Here is a 22692-nt window from a genome sequence, read left to right as displayed (position 1 = left end):
AGCCATTCACCCCGATAATTGTGACATATTCTTGAGGGGGAAGGGAGAAGTTAAAAGTCAAAAGTTGAAAGTCAAAATCCCCGACTCCCCACTCCTGTACAGGCGGATTTATTAAGCATACTTATTAGATAACAGGTATTCTAGGTAAACCCGCCCCTACGATACCCTATTCTCCTATTTTGGCGTGAAAAAACTTTTCGGATTATTCTTTCTCGGAACTATCTTTGTCCTGCTTATGGTACGTCCAGTTGGGGCAGAACAGCAACTATCAGTAGTGTATCCCCCTGCTAACCATCAAACAGTAGCCGATCGCATCTTTTTGGTAGGAACAGCGCCGCCAACGGGTAAAGTTTTGGTTAACGGTAAACCGATAGAACGCAGTCGCGCCGGACATTTTGCCCCTAGTTTTCCCTTGCGAGTCGGAGAGAATACTTTTATATTGCAATATCAAGATCGACAGGTGCAACTAAAGGTACAGCGACAAGATACAACCCCCGTACCACCTGTAGGATTGGCATTTGGTAAAGATTCCTTGACTCCTAATGTCGATATTGCCAGAATGCCAGGGGAACTTGTTTGTTTTAGCGCGATCGCACCTCCTCAATCTACAGTTTCCGTTCAATTAGGCAAAGATAACATTCGCCTTTTCCCCCAAATACAACAAGTCCAACTGCCTGCTAACTCTGCACTTTTAACCGGACGAAATCAGCCAACTCGACAATTAACATCTGGGCAATATCAAGGTTGTACCACTCTACCAGAATTAGGGAATTTCGTAGATGGCAATAATACTATTACTAGCGGTTTCACTCCTAGTTCTGGAATTCAACCACAGTTTCAACTAATATTAAACAGTCAAACCGTGACTCAACCAAGTCCAGGTAAAGTTACAGTTCTCTCACCTGCAAATTTAGAAGTCGTCGAAGTCACGGCAAATGAGGGAGTAGCGCGAACTGGTGCGAGTACCGACTACTCTCGCCTCACACCTTTACCCAAGGGTACGCGGGCAGCAGTTACAGGGAAAGAAGGAGAATGGCTGCGCTTAGATTATGGCGGTTGGATTAATAGTAAGGAAACCAGAACTATACCAGGAGCAATCCCACCGCGATCGCTTATTCGGAGTGTCAGCGCCCGTCGCGTACCTGGAGCAACAGAAATCGTATTTCCACTGCAAGTCCCCGTACCCATAAGCATACAGCAAGGCGATCGCACCTTAACACTAACTCTATATAATACCACCGCTCAAACAGATACAATCCGCCTCGACGACGATCCCACAATCTCTCGCCTCGATTGGCAGCAAGTCACACCCAATCGCTTGGAATATATTTTTAACCTCAAATCCCAACAGCAATGGGGTTATAAATTGCGCTACGAAGGAACGAGTTTGGTGTTGACACTGCGTCATTCTCCTAAAATTCAAAATTCAAAATTCAAAATTCAAAATTCAAAATTCCAAGTTTCCGACTCCCGACTCCCCTGTACGGGCGCACAGCAGTGCGCCCCTACCGACTCTCCTCTTTCTGGAATCAAAATTCTCCTCGATCCCGGACATGGAGGGAAGGAAACTGGGGCATTAGGACCAACGGGTTATCCTGAAAAAGATATCAATTTATTAATCTCTAAATTAGTTCGGGAACAGCTAGAAAAACGAGGCGCGGAAGTTTACCTGACGCGGGAGGAAGACGTAGATTTATCGTTACCAGATCGAGTAGACATAATCGATAAAATTGAACCCGCGATCGCAATTTCTCTACATTACAATGCTCTACCAGATGCAGGTGATGCCATGAAAACGCAAGGATTAGCTGCCTTTTGGTATCATCCCCAAGCACACGATCTCGCCAGTTTTTTACATAGTTATTTAGTCCAAAAACTGAACCGCCCAGACTACGGACTGTACTGGAACAATCTCGCTTTAACTCGTCCCGCTTCAGCCCCAACAATCTTATTAGAGTTAGGCTTCATGATTAACCCCCACGAATTTGAATGGATCGTCAACCCGCAAGCACAACAACAACTAGCCAGCGCGATCGCCCAAGGAATAACACAATGGTTTAGTAATATTGAGATAAACTCTTAGCCTTCTTCTTCGCGCCTCTGCGTCTTGGCGCGACAAAAAACTAAAACTTAAGTTTTTAACTTTTAAATTTTAACTTTTGACTTTCCCAAAAGGCTTGCTGAATCCGCATCTAAAAACAATGTTGCCTGAGCTTGACTTCTGAGTATAGTAGCAGGACAACTCGTAGCGATCGCACCTTCTAAAGACTGCTGTACTGCTTGAGCTTTATGTTTCCCAAGAGCAAAACAAAATATCTTGTGTGCTAAACAAATTGCTGGAATTGTTAATGTAAAAGCGTATTGCGGTACGGCTGCAATATTATTAAAATAACCTTGGTTAACTTGTTGCTGACGAGTAGATAATTCTAACTTTACAAGTTTTATATAGTCAGGATCTTGAAAATCTGCTACTGATGGTTCGTTAAAAGCTAAGTGTCCGTTGCCTCCCATTCCCAAACAACATAGATCGATAGGCTGAGACAATAATAACTTAGTATAGCGATCGCATTCTGCTAACGGTTGTACGGTATCGCCATCAATATAGTGAAATGCTGCTGGATGAACTTTCTCTTCGACTCGTTCGCGCAAGTAACGCCGAAAACTCGCCGGATGGTTAGCATCAATTCCTAAATATTCATCCAGATGGAAAAAGACAATTCGTGACCAGTCTATCTCACCTAAATTTACCAATTTTGAGAGAAATTCAATTTGAGAATTGCCAGTTGCTAATATTACCCTAGCAGTCTCTTGCTGCGTCAGTAAGTTTTGTAAATAGCGTTGCGTAATTTTAGCTGCGTCTGTGGTAAGTTCATCAGCGCGATCGTACAAACGTACTGTCAGCGCATCTACTGGCAAAATTTTAGCGAGTGTGTCGGTTTGGAAGTTGTGAGGAAGATCGGACATTTAAACAGCCTGACAAGCGTACCGCCACTTTATAACAATCCTCAACAATTTTTCAAGCTCGTTCGCTACCGTACGAATTAACTGATAGCTCGAACTTAATTTGTTTATGCCGAAATAGTGCTGCTTGACAAATTGCTAGAGGCGCAGTTTCACCGTAACCCCAAACACCATTTGGGATAAAGCTAGCAACAAAAGGTAATCCTGGTAAAGAATGTTCCTCAACTCGAAATAACTCAAAGTGAGGTGCATCTGAATTTTCTAAATCCCAAGCAACTAATTCTAATGCAGCTCTGATGTCTGTAGAATAGGGACGCACGAAAAGGTTGAATTTTTCTGCTATTAAACTATCTAGATCTGCTAAAGAGTCAACCTTAATTGTTTCTAAATCTTCAGGTTGTAATTCCGTTAGTTCAAATGTTTCTTCCATATTATTTACTACTAGCTTTAGTTTGGTATAATTTGATATAGCAAATACAAGCAAGGCTTATTGATAGGAGAATGTAGAGGATAGATTGCTAAAAAGCAATCCCCCTACAGAGTGATTTTGCTAGCAATATTCTGTGGAAAAAGCTGAGAATGTAGAGACGCTATGCGTACGCCTCTACAAATGCCTGTACAGGACTTATATTTCTGCTACTGCTCTTTCAATTAACCGTCGTGCTAATGTTTGGGTTCCTGTATGTTCGTAATAATTGGTCGAGACATCGAGAAAAGCAGCAAGGTAGTCTAATTTATCGTCAGCAACTTCCATAAAACCTTGTAGATTGCTCACGACTTTCTGCGGTGTCAACCCACGAGAAACAACTAAATCGTTCATCCAACCCGTGACAGAGTTGAAACTTTCACCGATAAAGTTCAACTTACTGGCGGAATTATTTCCTGGAATGTCGCTATTAATATTTTGGAAAGTAGAGCTTTGCTCTAATTCTTGGGGACTCGTTTTATCTAAAGTTGCTAAAGCCTTTTGGATAAAATCAGAACCAAAAGGAATCAATCCATCGACGCAAACTAAGGCTACCATGCGCATCAAGGATTCACCACTGTAATCTGCCAGGGAAGTAACGAAATCACCAATACTATCGCCAGGAATACCATTAATTTGACAAAAAGCCAGCAACTCGACGACTAATTTCAAAGTTAGGTCGATAGTTTGAGCTTTATCAGCTTTAGGAGTGACTTTATTTAAGAAACCCAAAAGCGGAATTTTTTCCCCTACCTTATTCGCAAAAGCTGCTGCACCCAAGGCTTTATCGGTTCTATCTACAGTTTGATATAACCACATCGCCCTCTGATATCCTTGAGAGCGATCGTTGTAGAGATAGATAGCCCGTTCGCCAACTTGTTGAATGATACTTTCGTCAGTTTCGCCTGTAACGGTACGAATTGTATTTTCAAAATCAACTAAATTATTCCACTGCCCGGGAATCACAAAATCGAGCGATCGCAGCATGGAAACGGTTAGATTATTAGTGGGAAGTTCGTCCACTAATTGAATAATTGACTTGCTCACAATATTCTCCTTATACGCTAATAGTTAATAGTCAATGGTTAAGAGAAAAGTACAATTAACAATTAACAATTAACTATCGACATTTATTGCAATTTTGAGAGTCCATTGAGGTTGAATTTCTTTAACCACGCTTCGCGATCGCTAGCTGTAAAGGATGGATCGCGAGATAAAACTTTAACTTGATAGCGATCGCCGACTAAAACTGCTGTTTGTGTCGTACCAACTTCTACGGCGGGATAACCGTTAATTTGTTTTGTACTCGTCTTAAATTTTGCTGCGGCAGTTGGCAAGCTTGTAGTATCAGAAATAGATAGCATTGCCAGATCTTTACCACCTCTTTTCAATTTTGCCTCAGCAAAACCTTTTTTCTCTTGGGTATAAACTCGTTGAAATTCACCGCTCGCAGCTGGGAAAAATCGATTGAACTCGCTGCCTTGAGTCGCTTCTTTGACTACTGCTTGACCGCTTTTTTGCCGATTGCTGACCTGTTGTGCTTGGTCAAACCGCCCTGGAGTTTCTGTAGCCGTACATGCTGTAGTAAATAGTAACAATGACAGCATTAACGCCACTAAAATTTTACGCCCTTGACGAAAAAACATAACGCCTCCTGCTCGATGCTTTACACTTATCATTTATTCTGGCGATCGCTTGCTTTAGTTTCGGAAGATTTTAGATGCGTTGGGCAATGACAGCGTAAAACGGATCTTTCACACCGACACCCAACCACTGAATGAAATTATTAGTGCCGGACTGATGGGTAATAACTTCGGGTTCGGAGAATCCTGGTATGGCTTGAAAATACTGTTTGACTAATTCTACCCGGCTCGACTCCGTTCCATCGCGCCAAGCTTGAATTGCTTTTTGGTAAAACATGCGGTTGGAAAAGCTGATGATAACAATTCCGCCCGGTTTCAGAATCCGATGAATCTCGTTAAACACTGCTTCTGGATACTGCAAGTATTGTATCGAAACAGTATTCAATACTGCGTCGAAATCTTGGTCTGGTAGCGGAAATTTAGGATTCTGATTCAAATTTTGCACGAAATAATGATGCAATCGAGGATTACGGGCTAGTTCCTCTTCATTCATCCCGTGTCCCTCTACATGAGCAAACTCCATTTCCTCTGGAAGGTGGGACACCCAGCTACTCATCATGTCGAAAATTCGGGTGTGGGGTTTGAGGCGTTCTCGATATAACTGAGTCAGTTGTTGAATAAAATTATCGTCTACATGGGTGACAAATCGCGGAAAAGAATAGAACTGCTGGTCGTTGGTATCGTCTAACTTGATCCGGTCGTGAGGGCGCAAAATCATAATTCGAGCGTTTAAATACCTCTACTCTTCTCAGTTTAGAAAAAATTACGAAGTGTAAAGCTATTCTTCCACCCATTTCTAACTAACGAATCGGGTTGTGGACGGTAACTAATTTCGTTCCATCAGGGAATGTTGCCTCTATCTGGACTTCATGCAACATCTCCGGTACTCCTTCCATGACTTCATCTCGCATCAGGAGAGTTGCGCCAAAACTCATCAACTCGGCGACAGTACGTCCTTCTCGCGCCCCTTCTAGAATAGCGGCAGAAATATACGCCACTGCCTCTGGATAGTTTAGTTTTAGTCCTCTAGTTTTACGGCGTTCTGCTACCAAAGCAGCGGTGAAGATGAGTAGTTTATCCTTTTCCTGCGGCGTAAGTTGCATTGAGTGTCCTTTTTATTGTTGCCAAACTCTAGGTAAACAGCTAGACCTGTCTAATAATGATAAGCGTAGTAACTGCCACACAGATGTAAACCAGTTTCGCACCTCAATTGAACTAGAGCCACGGTAGCGACATAATAATCCATGTGGAAGGCGAGTGACTCCATAATTAGTAATTGGTATGGTTGTAGAGACGTTACATGTAACGTCTCTACACTTTGTTACTAACTCCGGTGAGACTTCGCATCCGATCCAGGTAAGGCTGGCGACAATAGAATGTCCGGCTAAACCGTGGGGACTGTTGAGAATTGCTTCTTCTCCTGGCAACCATTGTCGGTCGATCCATAAAGGTTGTCCTTGTTGCCAGACTTCGGTATACGATCGCCATTCTCCTTGTAAAAATCTTTCGCCTCTAGCGCTACGCCCAAATCTGGTAATTTCCCAACCCAACCAGCTAGCACCTGGGGCTAGTTCTACGCGCAAGTCTTGACGATAATTTGCGCCGTTAAAGACAATTGTTTCTTGGGGCAACCACTCCAAACAAGCACCTTCATCAATCTGAATCTCGACTATTTGTCTAGCTTGTAAGCCGTTGCTGCGATAAATTTTACTCGCTGCTGTTGTCGTGACTAAAGCTTGCGATCGCGGTTGGAGTTGCAGGTTAATGGAAAGGCAATCGCCCCCCACAATTCCCCCAGCCGTGTGCAAGATAGCAGTATGGCAGATGTCTCCTTCTGGATAAAACGGACGCTGCACTTTTAGCGGTGCTTGAACGCGATCGCTTATTGGTTGTGTCTTACCGTTGCGCAGAGCATACACGATATCTAAATTGCCATGCCAGGTAGAAGGAATAGTATTTTTGTGATGCACAGAATTATTGTAGTTGGTCACTGGTCACTGGTCACTGGTTACTGACTCAAATGGCTCGTATTTTCCTCCCAGTGCTTCTACAATCGTTTGCGTATTCGCTACCATCATTTTGATATACGAATCTCCATTACTACCAGCAGCGCCGATCGAGTCAGAGTAGAGTTGGCGCGGTGCTAATTTGACTCCCGCTTCCTGAGCAACAGTAGTAATTAAAGCAGGGTTAATTGTGGTCTCGGCAAAGATAGCGGGAACTCCAGCTTTTTTCACAGCTTCGACTAATTTTTGGATAGTTTGGGCGCTGGGTTGTTCTTCCGTACTGATCCCAATTAGAGTCCCGGCGATCGCCATTCCATAGGCGCGACCGAAGTATTGAAATGCATCGTGCGTCGTAACTAATTTTCGTCGTTCTATGGGGATGGTTTGAATTTGCCGAGTCATCCAAGTATCTAATTCCTGCAACTGGGCGATCAGTTGTGCGGCATTTTGGGTAAACTTCTCTTTATCTTCCGGTGACAATTCAATCAAAGCGTCGCGAATTCGGTTCACCATTTGAATTGAATTTTCCACATCGCCCCAAACATGAGGATCGGGGACAATTTCCCCTTTGCCTTTATCTAGCTGTAAAGGTTTCACAACTTCCCCTACAGCCAATTTACGCCTTTTCAATCCTGCTGCATTCATCAGCTTAATTAGTCCTGGCTCCAAATTGTAGCCGTTATACAAAATCAAGTCCGCATCTTCCAATGCCTGACTATCGGCTGGGACTGGTTCGTAAACGTGGGGATCGTCCCCTGGCTTCAAAATTCCCCGCAGTTGAATTTCTTCTCCTCCTACCCGTTCTGCCAAATCGTTAATGATGGTGCTAGTCGCCACGACTTGCGGCTTTTCTGTCCCCGGAGAGGTGCGGCTTGCATCTGGTTGGCTACAACTAGATAGAAGGGCAAGAGGCAAAAGAAGAAGTCGTAAGTCGTAAGTCGTAAGTCGGAAGTAATTTTTCTCCCTTGTCTCCCTTGTCTTCCTTGTCTCCCTTGTCTCCCTTGTCCCCCTTGTCTCCCTTGTCTTCCTTGTCCCCCTTGTCTCCCTTGTCTCCCTTGTCCCTCTCAGCCCTCTTCCCCCGACTCCCGATTCCCGACTCCCGACTCCCTTATCATTACGCCCGCTTATCATCAACATTATTTCCTTTTATAGATGTTTTCATATTCTTTTCATTTTTACAGTATGCTCAAAGTAGACAAAAAAAGTTAGTGTTATGAAAACTTTTAATTTGAAACTCCAGCCCAGAATAAATACTCATGGGTTTGTGCCAACTGCTGCGAACGTACAGAAAATGGATATGAATATCGCCAGCGCCGCAAATATTAATATCAGCCATTTAGGGGTGCAGTACCGCACGCAGGAAGCACTACGCGATGTTAACTGTACGGTGCGACCTGGAAGGCTGACCGGAGTTTTTGGTCCAAATGGTGCGGGTAAAAGTACTCTGATCAAAGCAATGTTGGGACTGGTTCCTCTGTCTAGCGGTAACGTGCTTTACCAGGGAAAGCCTTTGGTGCAGCAGTTGGAAAAAGTTGCATACGTTCCCCAGCGATCGCAAATTGACTGGACTTATCCTGCTACGGTGTGGGATGTGGTGATGATGGGCAGAGTCAAGAAAACGGGTTTATTTCAGCGTTTTTCTACTGTCAGTCGTAAAGTCGCCCAATCTGCATTAGAACGGGTGGGAATGGACGCATATAAAAATCGTCCCATCGGACAGCTATCGGGAGGACAACAGCAACGGGTATTTTTAGCACGGGCTTTGACTCAAGAAGCCGAAATCTTTTGCTTTGACGAACCATTAGTAGGAATTGACCAAAAAACCCAAACTGTAATTTTTGATGTTTTCCACGAATTAGCCCAAGCTAGAAAAATCGTATTAGTTGTGAATCATGACTTGGGAGAATCGATTCAGCACTTTGACGATTTGATTCTGCTCAATCGCGAGATAATTGCTACGGGCGATCGCGTTTCAGTGTTAACTGAAGATAATCTTTATCGCGCCTACAGTGGTAAGGTGATGTATTTTAGTGGAGCTGCTGCTTGATGCTTGAGGCATTGATTGAGCCGTTGCAGTATGGATTCATGCAGCGATCGCTGATTGTGGCGATTCTTGTTGGTTTATTGTGTGCTGTCGTCGGCAGTTACTTGATGGTACAACGCTTAGCTTTGTTGGGAGATGCCATCAGTCACTCTGTCCTGCCAGGACTCGCGATCGCCTTTTTAGTTGGGGCAAATATTTTTGTTGGGGCGTTTATTGCTGGGGTAATTAGTACGCTGCTGATTGCTTGGATACGCACGCGATCGCCAATTAAAGAAGATGCAGCGATGGGAATAGTATTTTCAGCTTTTTTCGCCTTGGGAATTACCTTAATCACGACAATTCAGAAGCAAAATAAAATCGATCTGAATCACTTTTTATTTGGCAATATTCTCGGCGTGACATTTGATGATGTCCGCGATACGGCAATTATTGCCACTGTAGTATTAATTGTTGTTTTCCTCTTATACAAAGAACTCCTATTTTACACTTTCGATCCGCTAGGCGCTCAAGCTGCTGGCTTACCAGTGAATCAGCTAAATTTTGGTTTAATGTTGTTAATTGCTTTAACAATTGTCGCCAGCATGAAAGCAGTAGGCGTGATTTTAGTATTATCCCTCCTCATTACACCTGGGGCAACAGCTTATTTACTAGTCACTCGCTTGCATCAAGTGATGATTTTAGGTGCGGCGATTGGGATTGTTTCTAGTATTAGCGGCATGTATCTCAGTTACTTTTTTAACTTACCATCCGGTCCCGCGATCGTTTTAGTTGTTTCGGGATTATTTGCCTTAGCTTTTTTATTCAGTCCCAATTATGGGGTTTTTATGCGTTGGCGACAAGTGAAAACCAAGCAGTTGAGTAATGAATAATAGTAGAGTCAATTCTATCATTTGAATAATATATATCTTATAGGAGCGGACGGTTATGCGTCCCTACCTATGATATGTTCGTAATTGGTAATTGCTATACGAGCATTTTTTTATACTCTAGGTAAGATACATGGCTGACATTGTCGATATTGCTGTTGGTGCGGGTTCTTTCAATACTTTAGTAGCGGCAGTACAAGCAGCAGGGTTAGTAGACACCCTCAAAAGTCCTGGTCCCTTCACGGTGTTTGCACCTAACGACGAAGCATTTGCACAACTACCACCTGGAACTATTCAAACCTTACTACAAAACATTCCTCAATTAGCAAGAATTTTAACTTTCCATGTTGTTTCTGGTAAGTTGATGCAAGCTGACTTAGCAAAAGTCGATTCTGTCATTTCGGTGGAAGGTTCGCCAATTCCGATTAACTGTACTGATGGCTTTGAAGTCAAAAATGCCACAGTATTAGCACCAGATATTGAAGCTGATAACGGCGTGATTCATGTAATTAACCGCGTGATTTTAATGGGGTAATTTATATCTGTAGAGACGTTACATGTAACGTCTCTACATCAGGCGATCGACGTTTTAATATCTGCAACCAACTCATCAATTCTTTCTTTAGTCGTTCCCCAAGAACACATAAATCTTACACCACCAGCACCGATAAAAGTGTAGAATTGCCAGTTTTTAGCACGTAATTGATTAATATAGCGAGTCTAAACAAGTTATGAACAAAATTGGAGATAAGTAGGTAGAATGAAGCTCTAGATGTCAGAGGCTGATGAAAACTAGCGTGAATCCGACTTCTCTAACCAAAACACAACAAATTCAACTCTTAAAAGATTTCATTCAAAGTCACCCAAATGAAAAAGAGATGAGAAGAGCTTTAGCTGTGAAGCTAGCTATGGAAGGTTATGTATATCGACAAATTAGCCAAATCTTAGAAGTTTCTGTAGGATTTATTAGCAAATGGAAACAAGCTTTCGAGTCTGGTGGATTAGCTGCGTTAAGGTCTTCGTATCAAGGAGGAAAAGGTTACTTAACTCAAATTGAAAGGCAAGCGGTAATTCAGTGGCTGGTCGAACAAAAAACTTGGGATATTTCAGACTTAGAGGTGTATCTAATCGAGCAGTACGATATAGTTTTCAATCGCGACAAAGTTATTATCAACTGTTGAAAGAAGCGCGAATTACGTGGCAAAAAGGAGAACAAACCAGTCCACGTCAAGACCCAGAAGCGATCTCAAAAAAAACCGAGAAATTGCCGAGTTACTAGAGAAGTATCGACCCCAGATTGAAGCTGAAGAGCTAGTTGTGTATATCATAGATGAATGTCATCTTCTCTGGAACGATCTGGTTGGCTATCTTTGGAACTTCGTAAAAAATCCTTTAAAAATCCCAATCCTCAATCCCAAGGAACGGCAAACTTATTATGGTGCGCTAGAGCTATTTACTCAAGAGTTTACTTTGGTTCCTGAGCCAACAGCAAATGGAGAACTAACAGTAGAATTCGTCAAAAAATTACTAGGTAAACATCCACAAGCCAGAATTTTATTAATTTGGGATGGAGCCTCTTATCATCGAGGGCAAGTAATGAGGGATTTTCTCACCGAACAAAATGAAGGGCTTCTTCCTGAAAATTGGCAAATTACTTGTGTCCGATTTGCCCCTTATGCCCCTCAAGAGAATCCGGTCGAAGCTATTTGGTTACAACTGAAAACTCTCCTGAGAAGATTTTATCGTTTTGGAAAAAGTTTTAAGAGCGTCAAACGTTTATTTCAGCTTTTTGTTGACTTAAAACTCTTTAATCTTCCAAATTTTAGCAACTACGATGCTTTTTCACGATTCGCTTAGACTCGCTATAGTATGTTCTGATAACTGCACGAAGACACCATTAACTTGCCTGGGAAATAGAATTTCTACACCTTCAATGTTTAAAAGTTGATTTTCTAAATATTCCGCACATTCATTAGCGTGACGCGCATTTCTTAACCAAGCACCTGTTTCTAATAAACCCAGCCAAGGTGCGGAAATAAATCGCATTTTCGATGCTAATTGTCCCGCTTGCTTGCAGCGATAGGCAAAGTCTTCTGCTAAGCTTTTATTAAAGAAGATAATTGCTTCACCCATTGCCGTACCGTTCTTCGTTCCGCAAAAACACAAGACATCAACCCCACTTTTCCAGGTAATTTCTGCTGGAGTTTTATTCATTGCGATGACAGCATTGGCAAAGCGTGCGCCATCCATGTGGATTTTTAAGTTGTATTTTTGGGCAACTGCTTTAATTGCTAAAAGTTCGTCGATAGAATATAAAGTTCCTAATTCTGTAGCTTGTGTCAAGCTAATAACTTTAGGTTTGGGAAAGTGAATATCTGCACGTTTGCTGACAATCGCTTCTACTGACGCTGGGTTTAGCTTACCCACTTCGCCTTTTGCTAGTAATAACTTAGAACCATTAGAAGCAAATTCTGGTGCGCCGCATTCATCGGTTTCAATATGTGCGACTTCGTGACAAATGACACTGTGGTAAGACTGACAAAGTGCAGCTAGAGAGAGTGAATTAGCAGCCGTGCCGTTAAAGACGAAGAATACTTCGCAGTCAGTTTCAAAGATTTGCCGAAAATAATCTGAGGCTTTTTGCGTCCATTCATCGTTACCATATGCAGGCGAACTTCCTACATTCGCTTTCAGCATATATTCTAAGGCTTCTGGGCAAATTCCAGAGTAGTTATCGCTGGCAAATTGTTCTGGATTGTTTACCATAATCTATCTACATAATTAATGTTTTTTGCATCGATCGCAATGTCCGCAACCTGAAGATGGTAATTCTTGACTGAAACCAAAACATTTTAACAAATACTGCCAGCGACACTGTTTCGTTGTAAGATACTGAGTCATCTGCTGTACGGCAAGAAATTGTTTAGGTGGCTTTAGTTTAATTGGTTGACGGATCGTGTAATGAAATGGATCTTGCCAATCTAACAAATTGGCACTGTGGAGGAGAGATAACGCAATCGCACCATCAGAAAATTTGCGTGCTACAGCTTCTACTTCTCCCTTCACTGGAAGTTTTTTTGCTAATTGCTGTGCTGATAAATATTGCGATCGCATTTTATTTTCAAAAAACTGCTGACGCTGCTTATCTTCTGGATCTAGCCATCCTGTAGGTTCGCTAATTAACGTCAATGCAATACTCGGTTTTCCATCTCTGCCAGCACGTCCAACTTCCTGCACGTATTCTGATAATAATAAGGGAGAGTGGAAATGTACCACCCATCTCACGTTAGGTTTATTAATCCCCATACCGAACGCGCTAGTACAAACAACAAATTGCATTTCTCCATTCAACCAGCTAGCTTCAATTCTACGACGTTCTGCTGGACTCAAACCTGCATGATAAGCCGCAGTAGTATATCCTTGTTGCATTAACCATTCTGCTAAACTTTCGCTATCGCGGCGCGTACGCACGTAAACTAATCCAGCTTCCCCCTGTTGTGACTGAATAAATTTCTCTAATTGTTGTTTCCGTCCTCTTGGTGTCCAAACTATTTTTACCTGAAGCTGGAGATTGGAACGGTAGGGATTTTGACGAAAAATTGCTGGTTGTTGTAGTTGTAAGACTTGCTGAATTGTTTGCTGAGTTGTCGGATCTGCTGTTGCTGTAAAAGCCGCGATCGCAATTTTTGCTCCAACTGGTTTAGACTGAAGTAAAGCCGATCGCACTGTACCTAAACGGCGATAAGCTGGACGAAATGTATCGCCCCATTGAGATAAACAGTGAGCTTCATCTAAAATTAGACTATCAATTTTTAATTGTGGTTGAGATAGCCTTTCCCAAATCGGTTTACTGAGTAAAGTTTCTGGCGATAAATAAAGTAGTTTTAACTGTTGCCGTTCTAATTGTTGTAGAGTTTCAAAACGACTATCCTTTGGTAACTCACTGTGTAATAAAGCAGCTGGAAGATGGCGATCGCGCAATTCTTTAACTTGGTTTTCCATTAACGCTACTAGAGGAGAAACAACTATAGTTAACCCTGTTTGTAGTAGCGCTGGAAGTTGAAAACAAATTGACTTACCTCCACCCGTAGGCATAATTATCAAAGCATCTTGCCCTGACAATATACTACGAATAATTTCCCCTTGGGGTGGACGAAAATATGCATATCCCCAGATTTTTTGTAAGGTAGCGCGAATATGTTGCCCAGATTCAGAGTCATTCATTGTTGTTCAGCAATTTTTTGACTCTGAATATAACTGTTAGTTGGTGAGGAAGCGATCGGTAATTTCACTGTAGAGACGTTACATGTAACGTCTCTACATTTATTAGGGGATTGAAGGGAGATCTAGCCCCCCTTTTTTAAGGGGGGTTGGGGGGATCTCAACCACCTACCGCGATCGCTTCCTTACTCAATTTCTCATAAGCTGCCAAAATAACTTCCTCAGTTTCTGCCCAACCGATACACTGATCTGTCACTGAAATACCATATTTCAATTTTGACAAATCGCAAGGAATTGACTGATGACCCTCATACAAATGAGATTCTAACATCATTCCTAGAATTGATGTATTTCCTTCTACAATTTGCGCGATCGCATCATTAAAAGCTACAGTTTGTAATTTGTAGTTTTTATTAGAATTACCGTGGCTGCAATCGATGACAATTCGTGGTGGTAGACCTGCCTCTTTTAACTTTTCTTCTACTTTCTTAACATGGGCAATCTCGTAATTAGGTTTGCCACCACCACCCCGTAAAATAATATGACCGTAAGCATTTCCTTTTGTTTTGAAAACGCTCACTCGTCCCCTTTGATCGATCCCCAGAAAATTGTGTGGCGTACTCGCTGCATGGAGGGCATTGAGAGCAACTTGAATTCCCCCATCAGTCCCATTCTTAAATCCTACTGGCATTGATAGCCCGCTAGCAATTTCTCGGTGAGTTTGTGATTCAGTTGTTCTCGCCCCGATCGCCGCCCAAGACATGAGTTCGCTGATATACTGCGGTACGATTGGATCGAGTGCTTCTGTTGCCGCAGGAATACCCATTTCTGCTAGCTTTAATGATAAGCTCCGGGCTAAATGCAAACCTTTTTCAATATGGAAAGAATCATCCATATCGGGGTCGTTAATTAACCCTTTCCATCCTACTGTCGTGCGAGGTTTTTCAAAATACACGCGCATGATCAGCAGTAATTTATCTTGAACTTTATCTGCTAAATTTTTTAATTTCCCTGCATACTCTTCTGCTGCTGCAACATCGTGAATAGAACAGGGACCAACTACAATAAACTTTCTATTATCTATACCATCTAATATATTTTCTAATTCTTTCCGAAAGCGTAGAACAGTTTTTTCTGCTTTTTCCGTCAAGGGTAATTTTGTTTTTAATTCTTTCGGGGTAATTAAGATATGTGAATTATCAATGCGGATATCGGCAATACGATCGTGCATAGTAAAAATTACCTATTTTGAAGAACGACTACAGATAAAACCAATATTCAGTATAGTATTTTCTAAATAGAGGCAGACGAAACAATTTGGGAGAAAAACTCCCTTAAGCGTTCTAGATGGTCTAAAAAAAGACTACACCAGGAGCGATCGCGATTTCCACATCGCTGTCATTGTCTGTCATAAACCTAAACAGTAGCGCACGGCTGCCTCCACTTGCCAAATCAACGCCGGATCTCAAAATTGCGTAATCCTTCTGGTGTTTCGTACTCAACCGCCACGTCTTTAACAACAGCAGGCGGGTTTCCCTGGCGACACCACGCGATCGCCTCTTCTACTAATTCTCTCGTTCCTTCAAATACGGCTTCCACTCGTCCGTCAGGTAAGTTTCGCACCCAGCCATGTAACCCCATCTCAGCAGCCATCTCAGCCGTTGACATTCGGTAGCCTACTCCTTGAACTCTACCAGAAACGAATACATGGGCGCGAAGTCGATCTTGCATTATAAAGTCAAAAGTGAAAAGTCAAAAGTCAAAAAGCTGAGACACAGTATATCTGATGCTGGTTAATTGCATAGTGCAAAATTAGATATGCAATAGTTTAGAGCGACAAAAATGGCGCTAACTGAGAAGCTAACGCCAAACGAAGCCTTACTTGGTTCATTCTAAGCAAAAATGGTGCTGCAATCTAGCTCAAACTCAAGACGACGGTTTTAGTCATCATCATCGTCATCATCATCATCGTCATCGCGTTTACGGCTTCTATATCTGCGATCGTCATCGTCGTCATCATCGCGCCTTCTATACTCGCGATCGTCGTCTTTGTACCTGCGATCGTCATCGTCGTCATCATCGCGCCTTCTGGATGTGCGATCGCCATCATCATCGCGGCGGTCTTGCGGAAAGCCAGGAATATTTTTGAGAAAATCGCCTATCTCCATAAAAACTCCTTGGGAGATCGATTAAGAGTATTTTCTAACAACTTGTCTCGATCGAATCACAAGAATTTTTAATGGCACGGCGACAGTTTCATTCATCCGAACTTATAGGAATAAGACTTATAAATAGAGAGAATGTATTTATATATAGTTTTCCTATTATATTGGCAAACTTCAAACATAGTGCAAAAATTCACCTTACTACTAGAAATACATCTATTGCTTGTATTGAAAGCTTTAGAGCTGCTGAAGTTGAGTCGCAAATTCTCTTCTTTTCTATTTATGAAATAGACAAAGTTGCTACAAGTTTCTATCTTAAAGTAGATTCTTGAGTTTAGTCGTTTGTTTTAGTCTGTAATCTATCTTAACAAATAACTTAGTCCTTTTTTCTACTGAGAAAGGGACTGTAATTCTATGTCTAAAAACTCTCTTAGATCGCCGAAAAAAAGTTTGAGATCGCTCGATCGGCTCAATTTCTTCCTTGCTGACGTGCGGGATGGAGTCGGACCTTATTTAGCAATCTACTTGCAAGCTTCCCATAAATGGAGTCCAGCCAATATCGGGATTGCCATGTCTGCTATGGGAATTGCTACAGTAATTGCCCAAACCCCAGCGGGGGCTGTGGTCGATCGCCTGCGACAAAAACGGTTGTTAGTTGTGGTGGCAGCGGCGCTAGTTGCGGTAGGTTGCATCGGCATGATACTGTCGCCAACCTTACCGACAGTAGTTTCAGCTCAGGCTTTAATTGGTGTAGCAGCAGCAATTTTTCCTCCAGCTATAGCAGCAATTACGTTAGGGATAGTCGGATATAACAAACTAGACCGTCGCATCGGTCGCAACGAGGCTTTCAATCATGCCGGAAATGTTGCTGCGGCAGCTTTAGCGGGTACTATCGGTCATTTCGTTGCTAGAGAAGGAATCTTTGTTCTTGTCGCAGTCACGGCGATCGCGAGTGCGATCTCCGTACTCCAAATCCGCAATCGAGACATCGATCCCGACTTGGCACGGGCTGCAAAAGATGGGCAAGATGGAGAGGGGCAGGAAAAGCGATCGCATATTTCTGGCATCGGTCAAATCTTAAGCGATCGTCGCATCCTCATATTTGCCGTTTCTGCCGTGCTATTTCACTTTGCTAACGCTGCAATGTTACCCCTTGTCGGACAAAGACTTGCAGATGGTAAGGCTACAGGGGCTTCCCTGTACATGTCAGCTTGCATCATTGTGGCGCAGTTGGTGATGATCCCCGTGTCAACTTGGGCGGGAAGTTTAGCCCACGCAGGACGCAAACCAGTCTTCTTGTTAGGCTTTGCGATTTTGCCAATTCGGGGCGTACTCTACACTTTTAGCGACAATCCCTTTTTTCTCGTCTCCGTACAAATTTTAGATGGAATTGGCGCTGGTATCTTTGGAGTAGTATCTGTGTTAATAGTTGCAGATTTAACTAAAGGGACTGGTCGTTTTAACCTGACTCAAGGGGCAATTAGTACTGCTGTAGGGATTGGCGCTTCCCTGAGTAATTTGCTGACAGGTTTTGTAGTACAAGAGGCAGGGTACAATGCAGGTTTCCTCACTTTAGCAGCGATCGCCTCTGTTGCCCTCGCCTGCTTTTGGTTACTAATGCCAGAGACAAATAGCCTTCAACAGGAAAGGATGGGGCGATCGCTAGTAGGTTGATCGTTAATCGTCATCGTCATCGTCGCGATCGCGGGATCGATATTCCCGATCGTCATCATCATCCCGACTGCGACTTCTATACTCTCGATCTTCATCGTCATCGTCGCGATCGCGCCTTCTATATCTGCGATCGTTGTCGTCATCCTCTTCGTCGTACCGATCTCTATATTCTCGTTCTTCTTCTACCCGCGAACGATATCTGTACTCGCGATCGTCGTCCTCATCTTCATCGCGATTGCGATATCTGCGATCGTCGTCGTCATTGCGATCTCGATAGTCTCGATCGTCATCTCGTCTGCGATCGCCTACACCAGGAATGTTTTTAAAAAAATCGCCTATACCCATAATCTTTCTCCTAACGGTCGAGCAAGATTTTTTTACTGAATTAATCCGTAGTCTGTCACAGAAGTTTTGATTGCTATCTCCTCCAAGAGTTATAAATAGCGATCGGTAAATAGAATGAGATCGAACGGGGAGAAGGGTTAACTTGCAACTACCAACTACCAATTACCAATTACCCCAATACATCCTGTTTATCAGCCAAAGATTCTTGTTTGGCAGAAATGCTAGGATCTTCGCTTAAATCTTGTCGATCGCTCAGTTTTTCCCTAAATTCGTTGATTACACCTCCATGTAAAAGGATATTAATTTGACGCGGACTAATGCTATGAGTCATTTCATAAACAAGGTTTTTTGTCTTATTTTTAGCTACAATTGGTTGTCCAGCAGTTAAGGCATCACGCATTCCTACAATTTCAATTTCATCATCGCGATCGATAGTATCGTAATCATCAGGATTGACAAATTCTAGCGGCATAATGCCGAAATTAACTAAATTTTGCCACCCAATTCGAGCGTAGGATTTAGCTAACACCGCTACTTGTCCTAAATATTTGGGTGCGATCGCGGCGTGTTCTCGACTCGAACCTTGGGCGTAGTTGTCGCCTGCAACAATGACATGACCGCCATATTCTTTCTGAGCAACTTTAGCTCGCTCCGCAAAAGTTTCATCTACCATATAGTAGACAAACTGACTAATTCCAGGAATATTACTACGAAATGGTAGTACTCGCGCCCCTGCTGGCATAATTTCATCTGTAGAAATATTGTTACCAACTTTAAGTAGAACGGGAACGATCGCGCGATCTGGCAACTCTGGAAAATCTGGGAGAGATTTAATATTTGGTCCTTTTTCTAACTGAATTTGACTTCCATCTGTAGGAGGTGGAACGAGCATTTCTGTATTAAGAATCTCTTTTTCTGGGGCAACAAATTGAGGATAATTCATGCCGTAGATTTGTTCCAAATCTCGCGGATCTGTAATTACCCCCGTTAAAGCTGCCGCTGCTGCTGTTTCAGGACTGCACAAATATACCTGGTCGTCAGCAGTTCCAGATCGCCCAGGAAAATTGCGGGGAAACGTGCGTAAAGAAATTTGATTCGAGGCGGGGGCTTGTCCCATACCGATACAACCGAGACAACCCGCTTGATGAAACCGCGCCCCAGCGTGGATCAGATCTAAGAAAGCCGTTCCCATCGCAGCTAAGTTCTCGATTCCCTGGCGCGAGGTAGGATTAACGTCAAAGGAAACGCGATCGCTTGCTGTTTTACCTTTGACAATTTGACTCACAATCCAAAAATCTCGTATGCCTGGATTTGCGGAAGAACCAATTACCACTTGCTGTACCGATCTGCCTTGCACTTCTCGCACGGGGACGACATTACCAGGACTGCTGGGACAAGCAATTAAAGGGACTAATTCAGATAAATTAATTTCGTCATGAAGGTCGTATTCTGCGCCAGCATCGGCGATCAGTTCTACCCAATCTTCACCCCGTCCTTGGGAAGCTAAAAACCGTTTTACCTCAGCATCGGATGGAAATACCGTCGTTGTCGCCCCCATTTCCGTACCCATGTTGGCAATAACGTGCCGATCCATTGCACTCAAGTTTTCCAGCCCCGATCCGTAGTACTCGATAATTGTATTGCGACAGCCGTGGACATCGTAGCGCCGCAGCATCTCTAGCACGACATCTTTGGCGCTTACCCAGTCAGGCAACTTTCCGGTTAGCTTCACGCCCAAAACTTTTGGCATTTTAAGATACATCGGTTCCCCTGCCATCGCCATAGCTACGTCAATTCCACCCGCGCCGAAAGCTAACATTCCCAAAGAACCAGCGGCGGGGGTGTGGCTGTCGGAACCGATCAGAGTTTTCCCAGGAATACCGAATCGTTCCATGTGGACGGGATGACTGACACCATTTCCAGGGCGACTGTACCAAATACCAAATCGCTGACAGGCAGAACGCAGAAATAAATGGTCGTCGGCGTTTTTGTAATCTGTTTGTAATAAATTGTGGTCTACATATTGGGCAGAAAGTTCGGTTTTGACGCGATCGATTCCTAAAGCTTCCAACTCCAGCATCACCATCGTACCCGTAGCATCTTGGGTCAGAGACTGATCGATTTTCAGACCAATCTCCTGCCCTGGAATCATTTTTCCCTCAATTAAATGAGACTGGATCAGCTTTTGAGTGACGTTCATTGGTATCGTGGCTCCTATGAAAAAGTCAAAATTTAAAAGCTAAAAGTCAAAAATTAGAAACTTGTATCAGGTGCAACTTTTAGTTAATGAATGGGAAGAATTAAATATAAACTTTGTTTCTTCTTTGCCTGCTATCTTCTGTCGATTCATACTACTTAGCAGTTACAGTTATTAATATATGCAAAAGTATATTCAGGCGATCGCGCATCTTCTCAAGGTAAGATTTTCTGTTATTTCCACTCTTTTCAGTCGGCTATATGTTGTAGTTTCGATATTAATTTATACAGTCATATCACTACAGTTCGATCGGCTGGGAAGGCAAAATTCAGCGCAGATCGTGTTAACTATGATACATTTACTTGATCGCGATCGCCCTGAGAATAATTTCAACCTTTTATTCGCTTGAGTATGAGTAGCACGTCAGAAGAACAGCAATTCGTAGCGCGATCGCCTGTTAGTGAAGATTATCCCCTCAGTGCTGTCCCCGCCTCAGCACGCAAATCAATTTGGTCTTTAGCTCCCTTGCTGATGGGTTTTACCTTATACTCAGGAACGTTATTTGCTGGGGGTAGGGTAGGTCCATCGTTTCGATTTTTTCCCGATCTTGTCTCGCTGATTGTCATCGGTAATTTAATTTTAGGCATCTACGCGAGTCTACTAGCTTATATTTCTGCCAAGACAGGTCTGAGTACGGTCTTGATGTCGCGGTTTAGCTTTGGCAATGTGGGTTCTCGTTGGGTTGATTTTCTGCTTGGTTTTACCCAAATTGGTTGGTATGCTTGGGGATCGGCGCTGATGGCAGAGTTAGCAAATAAGCTTTTAGGCGTTCCGGCTGGCTGGAATTGGCTGATTATTCTATTTTTTACTTATTTCTTTTGTTCTACAGCGTATATTGGCTATCGGGCGATGGATTGGCTGAGTCGAATTGCCGTCCCAGCAATGCTAATTTTAATGGTTTGGAGTTTGGCGATCGCCACCACGAAAGTCGGAGGGTTTACAGGGTTGCAGGCGATCGTCCCTAAAGAACCCATGCCAATCGGTGAAGCTATTACAATTATTGTCGGGACGTTTATTTCAGGCGGAACTCAAGCCACAAACTGGAGTCGATTTGCCAATTCGGGACGCACGGCATGGATAAGTACCCTCACTGCCTTTTTCTTTGCCAATGGCTTACTCATATTTAGCGGTGCATTCTGCGCTCTAGTTTACGGTAATGAAGACATCGTACAAGTCATGGCGCAACAAGGATTGCTATTTTGGGGTTTGGTGCTGTTGTTCTTAAATATGTGGACGACACAAGACAACACCATCTATGCATTCTCGGTTGCAGGCGCGCATATGTTCCGTACTAACAAACGGACGGCTTTCGTGTTGGGTGGTGCGACTGTTGCTTTAGTGTTAGCCTGGGGCGGAATTTACAATTTACTCGTCCCCTACCTCATTTTACTAGGAACGTTTATTCCTCCCATTGGTGGGGTCATAATGGCAGATTACTGGTTGCATCATAAAGGACATTTCCCTGCACTAACAGAGAAACAGCCTGCATTGAATTGGGCGGGAATTATTGCTTACGTGTTAGCGAGTGCAGTCGCCTACTTCTCTCCAGGTGTCAAGCCCATTAACGGCATTATTGCAGCTGCGATCGCCTATTTTATTTTGAGTAAATTTCTAATTCCCAAAAACAACAGAGTGAAGGAATGATTCTGAAAATTTAGCGACTAGCTTTCGATTCTTCGCCATTTTTTCTATTCAAATTTGGAATTGCTAATTGTTCTCCACTAAAAGGGCGATTTCTGATAACGTTTCTCTTTGCGATCGCCAATATATTTGTAGGGGCGCACGGCTGTGCGCCCCTACTCGCCTATCTCATTCAATTGAAAATGGCTATGATATATAATCCTTGATTTCCTTCGTCTATACGTAAATCCACGGAAGAAGTTTTAAAAGTAAATTAGCCTGAAATAAAGTTATCGGTGAAAACTCGCTTGGATATCCTGTATTACTCAAGTTAGCTTTTATTTGAAATTTAGATTACTGAACTGTAGTATCTCAAAACCTTAATAACTTTGTAAAGATTCGCGTTGTACTGAGAACTTATAAC

At 42.9% G+C, this 22692-nt stretch carries 22 protein-coding genes and 2 pseudogenes; 8 read left to right on the top strand and 16 right to left on the bottom strand.

Going from position 1 to position 22692, the window contains the following annotated elements:
* Positions 1 to 235: 235 nt before the first annotated feature.
* Positions 236 to 2083, top strand: coding sequence for an N-acetylmuramoyl-L-alanine amidase (locus CHRO_RS23025; protein ID WP_015156634.1), 1848 nt, complete (start codon positions 236 to 238; stop codon positions 2081 to 2083).
* A 62-nt stretch (positions 2084 to 2145) separates the two neighbouring features.
* On the opposite strand, the gene CHRO_RS23020 is transcribed toward CHRO_RS23025, so the two are convergent.
* The 8 genes from CHRO_RS23020 to CHRO_RS22985 all read right to left on the bottom strand — a co-directional run bounded on the left by CHRO_RS23020 (position 2146) and on the right by CHRO_RS22985 (position 8207).
* Positions 2146 to 2964, bottom strand: coding sequence for a glucosamine-6-phosphate deaminase (locus tag CHRO_RS23020; protein ID WP_015156633.1), 819 nt, complete (start codon positions 2962 to 2964; stop codon positions 2146 to 2148).
* A 52-nt stretch (positions 2965 to 3016) separates the two neighbouring features.
* Positions 3017 to 3391 (bottom strand): hypothetical protein, encoded by a 375-nt coding sequence (locus tag CHRO_RS23015; RefSeq protein WP_015156632.1) that lies wholly within the window; start codon positions 3389 to 3391, stop codon positions 3017 to 3019.
* Between the two features lie 195 nt (positions 3392 to 3586).
* Positions 3587 to 4474 (bottom strand): hypothetical protein, encoded by an 888-nt coding sequence (locus CHRO_RS23010; protein WP_015156631.1) that lies wholly within the window; start codon positions 4472 to 4474, stop codon positions 3587 to 3589.
* Between the two features lie 83 nt (positions 4475 to 4557).
* The gene (locus CHRO_RS23005; protein WP_015156630.1) at positions 4558 to 5073 is read right to left on the bottom strand and encodes a hypothetical protein; all 516 of its coding nucleotides are present in this window, start codon (positions 5071 to 5073) and stop codon (positions 4558 to 4560) included.
* A gap of 70 nt (positions 5074 to 5143) precedes the next feature.
* Positions 5144 to 5788 carry a class I SAM-dependent methyltransferase gene (locus CHRO_RS23000; protein WP_015156629.1) on the bottom strand — a complete coding sequence of 215 codons (645 nt, stop codon included), beginning with the start codon at positions 5786 to 5788 and terminating at the stop codon, positions 5144 to 5146.
* An 82-nt stretch (positions 5789 to 5870) separates the two neighbouring features.
* Positions 5871 to 6173, bottom strand: a complete 303-nt coding sequence (ureA, locus tag CHRO_RS22995) for an urease subunit gamma (protein WP_015156628.1) — start codon at positions 6171 to 6173, stop codon at positions 5871 to 5873.
* Positions 6174 to 6185: 12 nt separating this feature from the next.
* Entirely contained in the window at positions 6186 to 7061 is an 876-nt protein-coding gene (locus CHRO_RS22990; RefSeq protein ID WP_015156627.1) for an urease accessory protein UreD, read from the bottom strand.
* A 3-nt stretch (positions 7062 to 7064) separates the two neighbouring features.
* On the bottom strand, positions 7065 to 8207 hold the full coding sequence (locus CHRO_RS22985) for a metal ABC transporter substrate-binding protein (protein ID WP_015156626.1): 1143 nt from the start codon (positions 8205 to 8207) through the stop codon (positions 7065 to 7067).
* Positions 8208 to 8367: 160 nt separating this feature from the next.
* Between CHRO_RS22985 and CHRO_RS22980 the strand changes: the two genes are divergently transcribed.
* From CHRO_RS22980 to CHRO_RS22970, 3 genes are all read left to right on the top strand, one after another.
* Positions 8368 to 9123: an ATP-binding cassette domain-containing protein gene (locus tag CHRO_RS22980; RefSeq protein ID WP_051033293.1), complete on the top strand. Its 756-nt coding sequence runs from the start codon at positions 8368 to 8370 to the stop codon at positions 9121 to 9123.
* Positions 9123 to 9989, top strand: coding sequence for a metal ABC transporter permease (locus CHRO_RS22975; RefSeq protein ID WP_015156624.1), 867 nt, complete (start codon positions 9123 to 9125; stop codon positions 9987 to 9989). The genes CHRO_RS22980 and CHRO_RS22975 overlap by 1 nt, the downstream gene beginning before the upstream one ends.
* Before the next feature lie 130 nt (positions 9990 to 10119).
* On the top strand, positions 10120 to 10521 hold the full coding sequence (locus tag CHRO_RS22970) for a fasciclin domain-containing protein (RefSeq protein ID WP_015156623.1): 402 nt from the start codon (positions 10120 to 10122) through the stop codon (positions 10519 to 10521).
* Positions 10522 to 10559: 38 nt separating this feature from the next.
* Here CHRO_RS22970 and CHRO_RS34920 read toward each other — a convergent pair.
* A pseudogene (locus tag CHRO_RS34920) lies at positions 10560 to 10697 on the bottom strand (threonine aldolase); the annotation flags it as partial.
* A gap of 74 nt (positions 10698 to 10771) precedes the next feature.
* Here CHRO_RS34920 and CHRO_RS32820 point away from each other — a divergent pair.
* Positions 10772 to 11843, top strand: a pseudogene (locus tag CHRO_RS32820) (IS630 family transposase).
* On the opposite strand, the gene CHRO_RS22955 reads toward CHRO_RS32820, so the two are convergent.
* From CHRO_RS22955 to CHRO_RS22935, 5 genes are all read right to left on the bottom strand, one after another.
* A complete protein-coding gene (locus CHRO_RS22955) occupies positions 11829 to 12752 on the bottom strand; it encodes a threonine aldolase family protein (RefSeq protein ID WP_084739184.1) in 924 nt (307 codons plus the stop codon). The pseudogene CHRO_RS32820 and the gene CHRO_RS22955 overlap by 15 nt on opposite strands.
* A gap of 15 nt (positions 12753 to 12767) precedes the next feature.
* Complete coding sequence (locus tag CHRO_RS22950; RefSeq protein ID WP_015156620.1) at positions 12768 to 14210, bottom strand: RecQ family ATP-dependent DNA helicase; 1443 nt, start codon at positions 14208 to 14210, stop codon at positions 12768 to 12770.
* Between the two features lie 157 nt (positions 14211 to 14367).
* A complete protein-coding gene (locus tag CHRO_RS22945; RefSeq protein WP_015156619.1) occupies positions 14368 to 15438 on the bottom strand; it encodes a 3-deoxy-7-phosphoheptulonate synthase in 1071 nt (356 codons plus the stop codon).
* 221 nt (positions 15439 to 15659) lie between these two features.
* Positions 15660 to 15938: an acylphosphatase gene (locus CHRO_RS22940; protein WP_015156618.1), complete on the bottom strand. Its 279-nt coding sequence runs from the start codon at positions 15936 to 15938 to the stop codon at positions 15660 to 15662.
* Between the two features lie 209 nt (positions 15939 to 16147).
* On the bottom strand, positions 16148 to 16375 hold the full coding sequence (locus CHRO_RS22935) for a hypothetical protein (RefSeq protein WP_015156617.1): 228 nt from the start codon (positions 16373 to 16375) through the stop codon (positions 16148 to 16150).
* 71 nt (positions 16376 to 16446) lie between these two features.
* Between CHRO_RS22935 and CHRO_RS22930 the strand changes: the two genes are divergently transcribed.
* Both CHRO_RS22930 and CHRO_RS22925 read left to right on the top strand, forming a co-directional pair.
* Positions 16447 to 16704, top strand: a complete 258-nt coding sequence (locus CHRO_RS22930) for a hypothetical protein (protein WP_015156616.1) — start codon at positions 16447 to 16449, stop codon at positions 16702 to 16704.
* 82 nt (positions 16705 to 16786) lie between these two features.
* On the top strand, positions 16787 to 18046 hold the full coding sequence (locus CHRO_RS22925; protein ID WP_015156615.1) for an MFS transporter: 1260 nt from the start codon (positions 16787 to 16789) through the stop codon (positions 18044 to 18046).
* 3 nt (positions 18047 to 18049) lie between these two features.
* Here CHRO_RS22925 and CHRO_RS22920 read toward each other — a convergent pair whose 3' ends face one another.
* On the bottom strand, positions 18050 to 18391 hold the full coding sequence (locus CHRO_RS22920) for a hypothetical protein (protein ID WP_015156614.1): 342 nt from the start codon (positions 18389 to 18391) through the stop codon (positions 18050 to 18052).
* Between the two features lie 169 nt (positions 18392 to 18560).
* Entirely contained in the window at positions 18561 to 20591 is a 2031-nt protein-coding gene (locus tag CHRO_RS22915) for an aconitate hydratase (RefSeq protein ID WP_015156613.1), read from the bottom strand.
* Positions 20592 to 20999: 408 nt separating this feature from the next.
* On the opposite strand from CHRO_RS22915, the gene codB reads away from it, so the two are divergent.
* Positions 21000 to 22292, top strand: coding sequence for a cytosine permease (gene codB / locus CHRO_RS22905; protein WP_015156612.1), 1293 nt, complete (start codon positions 21000 to 21002; stop codon positions 22290 to 22292).
* Positions 22293 to 22692 lie beyond the last annotated feature (400 nt).

The sequence above is a fragment of the Chroococcidiopsis thermalis PCC 7203 genome (assembly GCF_000317125.1).
Classification (GTDB): domain Bacteria; phylum Cyanobacteriota; class Cyanobacteriia; order Cyanobacteriales; family Chroococcidiopsidaceae; genus Chroococcidiopsis; species Chroococcidiopsis thermalis.
Note: the sequence above shows the minus strand (reverse complement) of the source record. Positions and strands in the feature narration are given on the sequence as shown.

Bases quoted from the DNA above. Each gene is read 5' to 3' on its own strand.
- CHRO_RS23025 (WP_015156634.1), top strand. From the start codon at position 236: ATGGTACGTCCAGTTGGGGCAGAACAGCAACTATCAGTAGTGTATCCC.
- CHRO_RS23020 (WP_015156633.1), bottom strand. From the start codon at position 2,964: ATGTCCGATCTTCCTCACAACTTCCAAACCGACACACTCGCTAAAATT.
- CHRO_RS23015 (WP_015156632.1), bottom strand. From the start codon at position 3,391: ATGGAAGAAACATTTGAACTAACGGAATTACAACCTGAAGATTTAGAA.
- CHRO_RS23005 (WP_015156630.1), bottom strand. From the start codon at position 5,073: ATGTTTTTTCGTCAAGGGCGTAAAATTTTAGTGGCGTTAATGCTGTCA.
- CHRO_RS23000 (WP_015156629.1), bottom strand. From the start codon at position 5,788: ATGATTTTGCGCCCTCACGACCGGATCAAGTTAGACGATACCAACGAC.
- ureA (WP_015156628.1), bottom strand. From the start codon at position 6,173: ATGCAACTTACGCCGCAGGAAAAGGATAAACTACTCATCTTCACCGCT.
- CHRO_RS22985 (WP_015156626.1), bottom strand. From the start codon at position 8,207: ATGATAAGCGGGCGTAATGATAAGGGAGTCGGGAGTCGGGAATCGGGA.
- CHRO_RS22980 (WP_051033293.1), top strand. From the start codon at position 8,368: ATGGATATGAATATCGCCAGCGCCGCAAATATTAATATCAGCCATTTA.
- CHRO_RS22975 (WP_015156624.1), top strand. From the start codon at position 9,123: ATGCTTGAGGCATTGATTGAGCCGTTGCAGTATGGATTCATGCAGCGA.
- CHRO_RS22970 (WP_015156623.1), top strand. From the start codon at position 10,120: ATGGCTGACATTGTCGATATTGCTGTTGGTGCGGGTTCTTTCAATACT.
- CHRO_RS22955 (WP_084739184.1), bottom strand. From the start codon at position 12,752: ATGGTAAACAATCCAGAACAATTTGCCAGCGATAACTACTCTGGAATT.
- CHRO_RS22950 (WP_015156620.1), bottom strand. From the start codon at position 14,210: ATGAATGACTCTGAATCTGGGCAACATATTCGCGCTACCTTACAAAAA.
- CHRO_RS22945 (WP_015156619.1), bottom strand. From the start codon at position 15,438: ATGCACGATCGTATTGCCGATATCCGCATTGATAATTCACATATCTTA.
- CHRO_RS22940 (WP_015156618.1), bottom strand. From the start codon at position 15,938: ATGCAAGATCGACTTCGCGCCCATGTATTCGTTTCTGGTAGAGTTCAA.
- CHRO_RS22935 (WP_015156617.1), bottom strand. From the start codon at position 16,375: ATGGAGATAGGCGATTTTCTCAAAAATATTCCTGGCTTTCCGCAAGAC.
- CHRO_RS22930 (WP_015156616.1), top strand. From the start codon at position 16,447: ATGGCACGGCGACAGTTTCATTCATCCGAACTTATAGGAATAAGACTT.
- CHRO_RS22925 (WP_015156615.1), top strand. From the start codon at position 16,787: ATGTCTAAAAACTCTCTTAGATCGCCGAAAAAAAGTTTGAGATCGCTC.
- CHRO_RS22920 (WP_015156614.1), bottom strand. From the start codon at position 18,391: ATGGGTATAGGCGATTTTTTTAAAAACATTCCTGGTGTAGGCGATCGC.
- CHRO_RS22915 (WP_015156613.1), bottom strand. From the start codon at position 20,591: ATGAACGTCACTCAAAAGCTGATCCAGTCTCATTTAATTGAGGGAAAA.
- codB (WP_015156612.1), top strand. From the start codon at position 21,000: ATGAGTAGCACGTCAGAAGAACAGCAATTCGTAGCGCGATCGCCTGTT.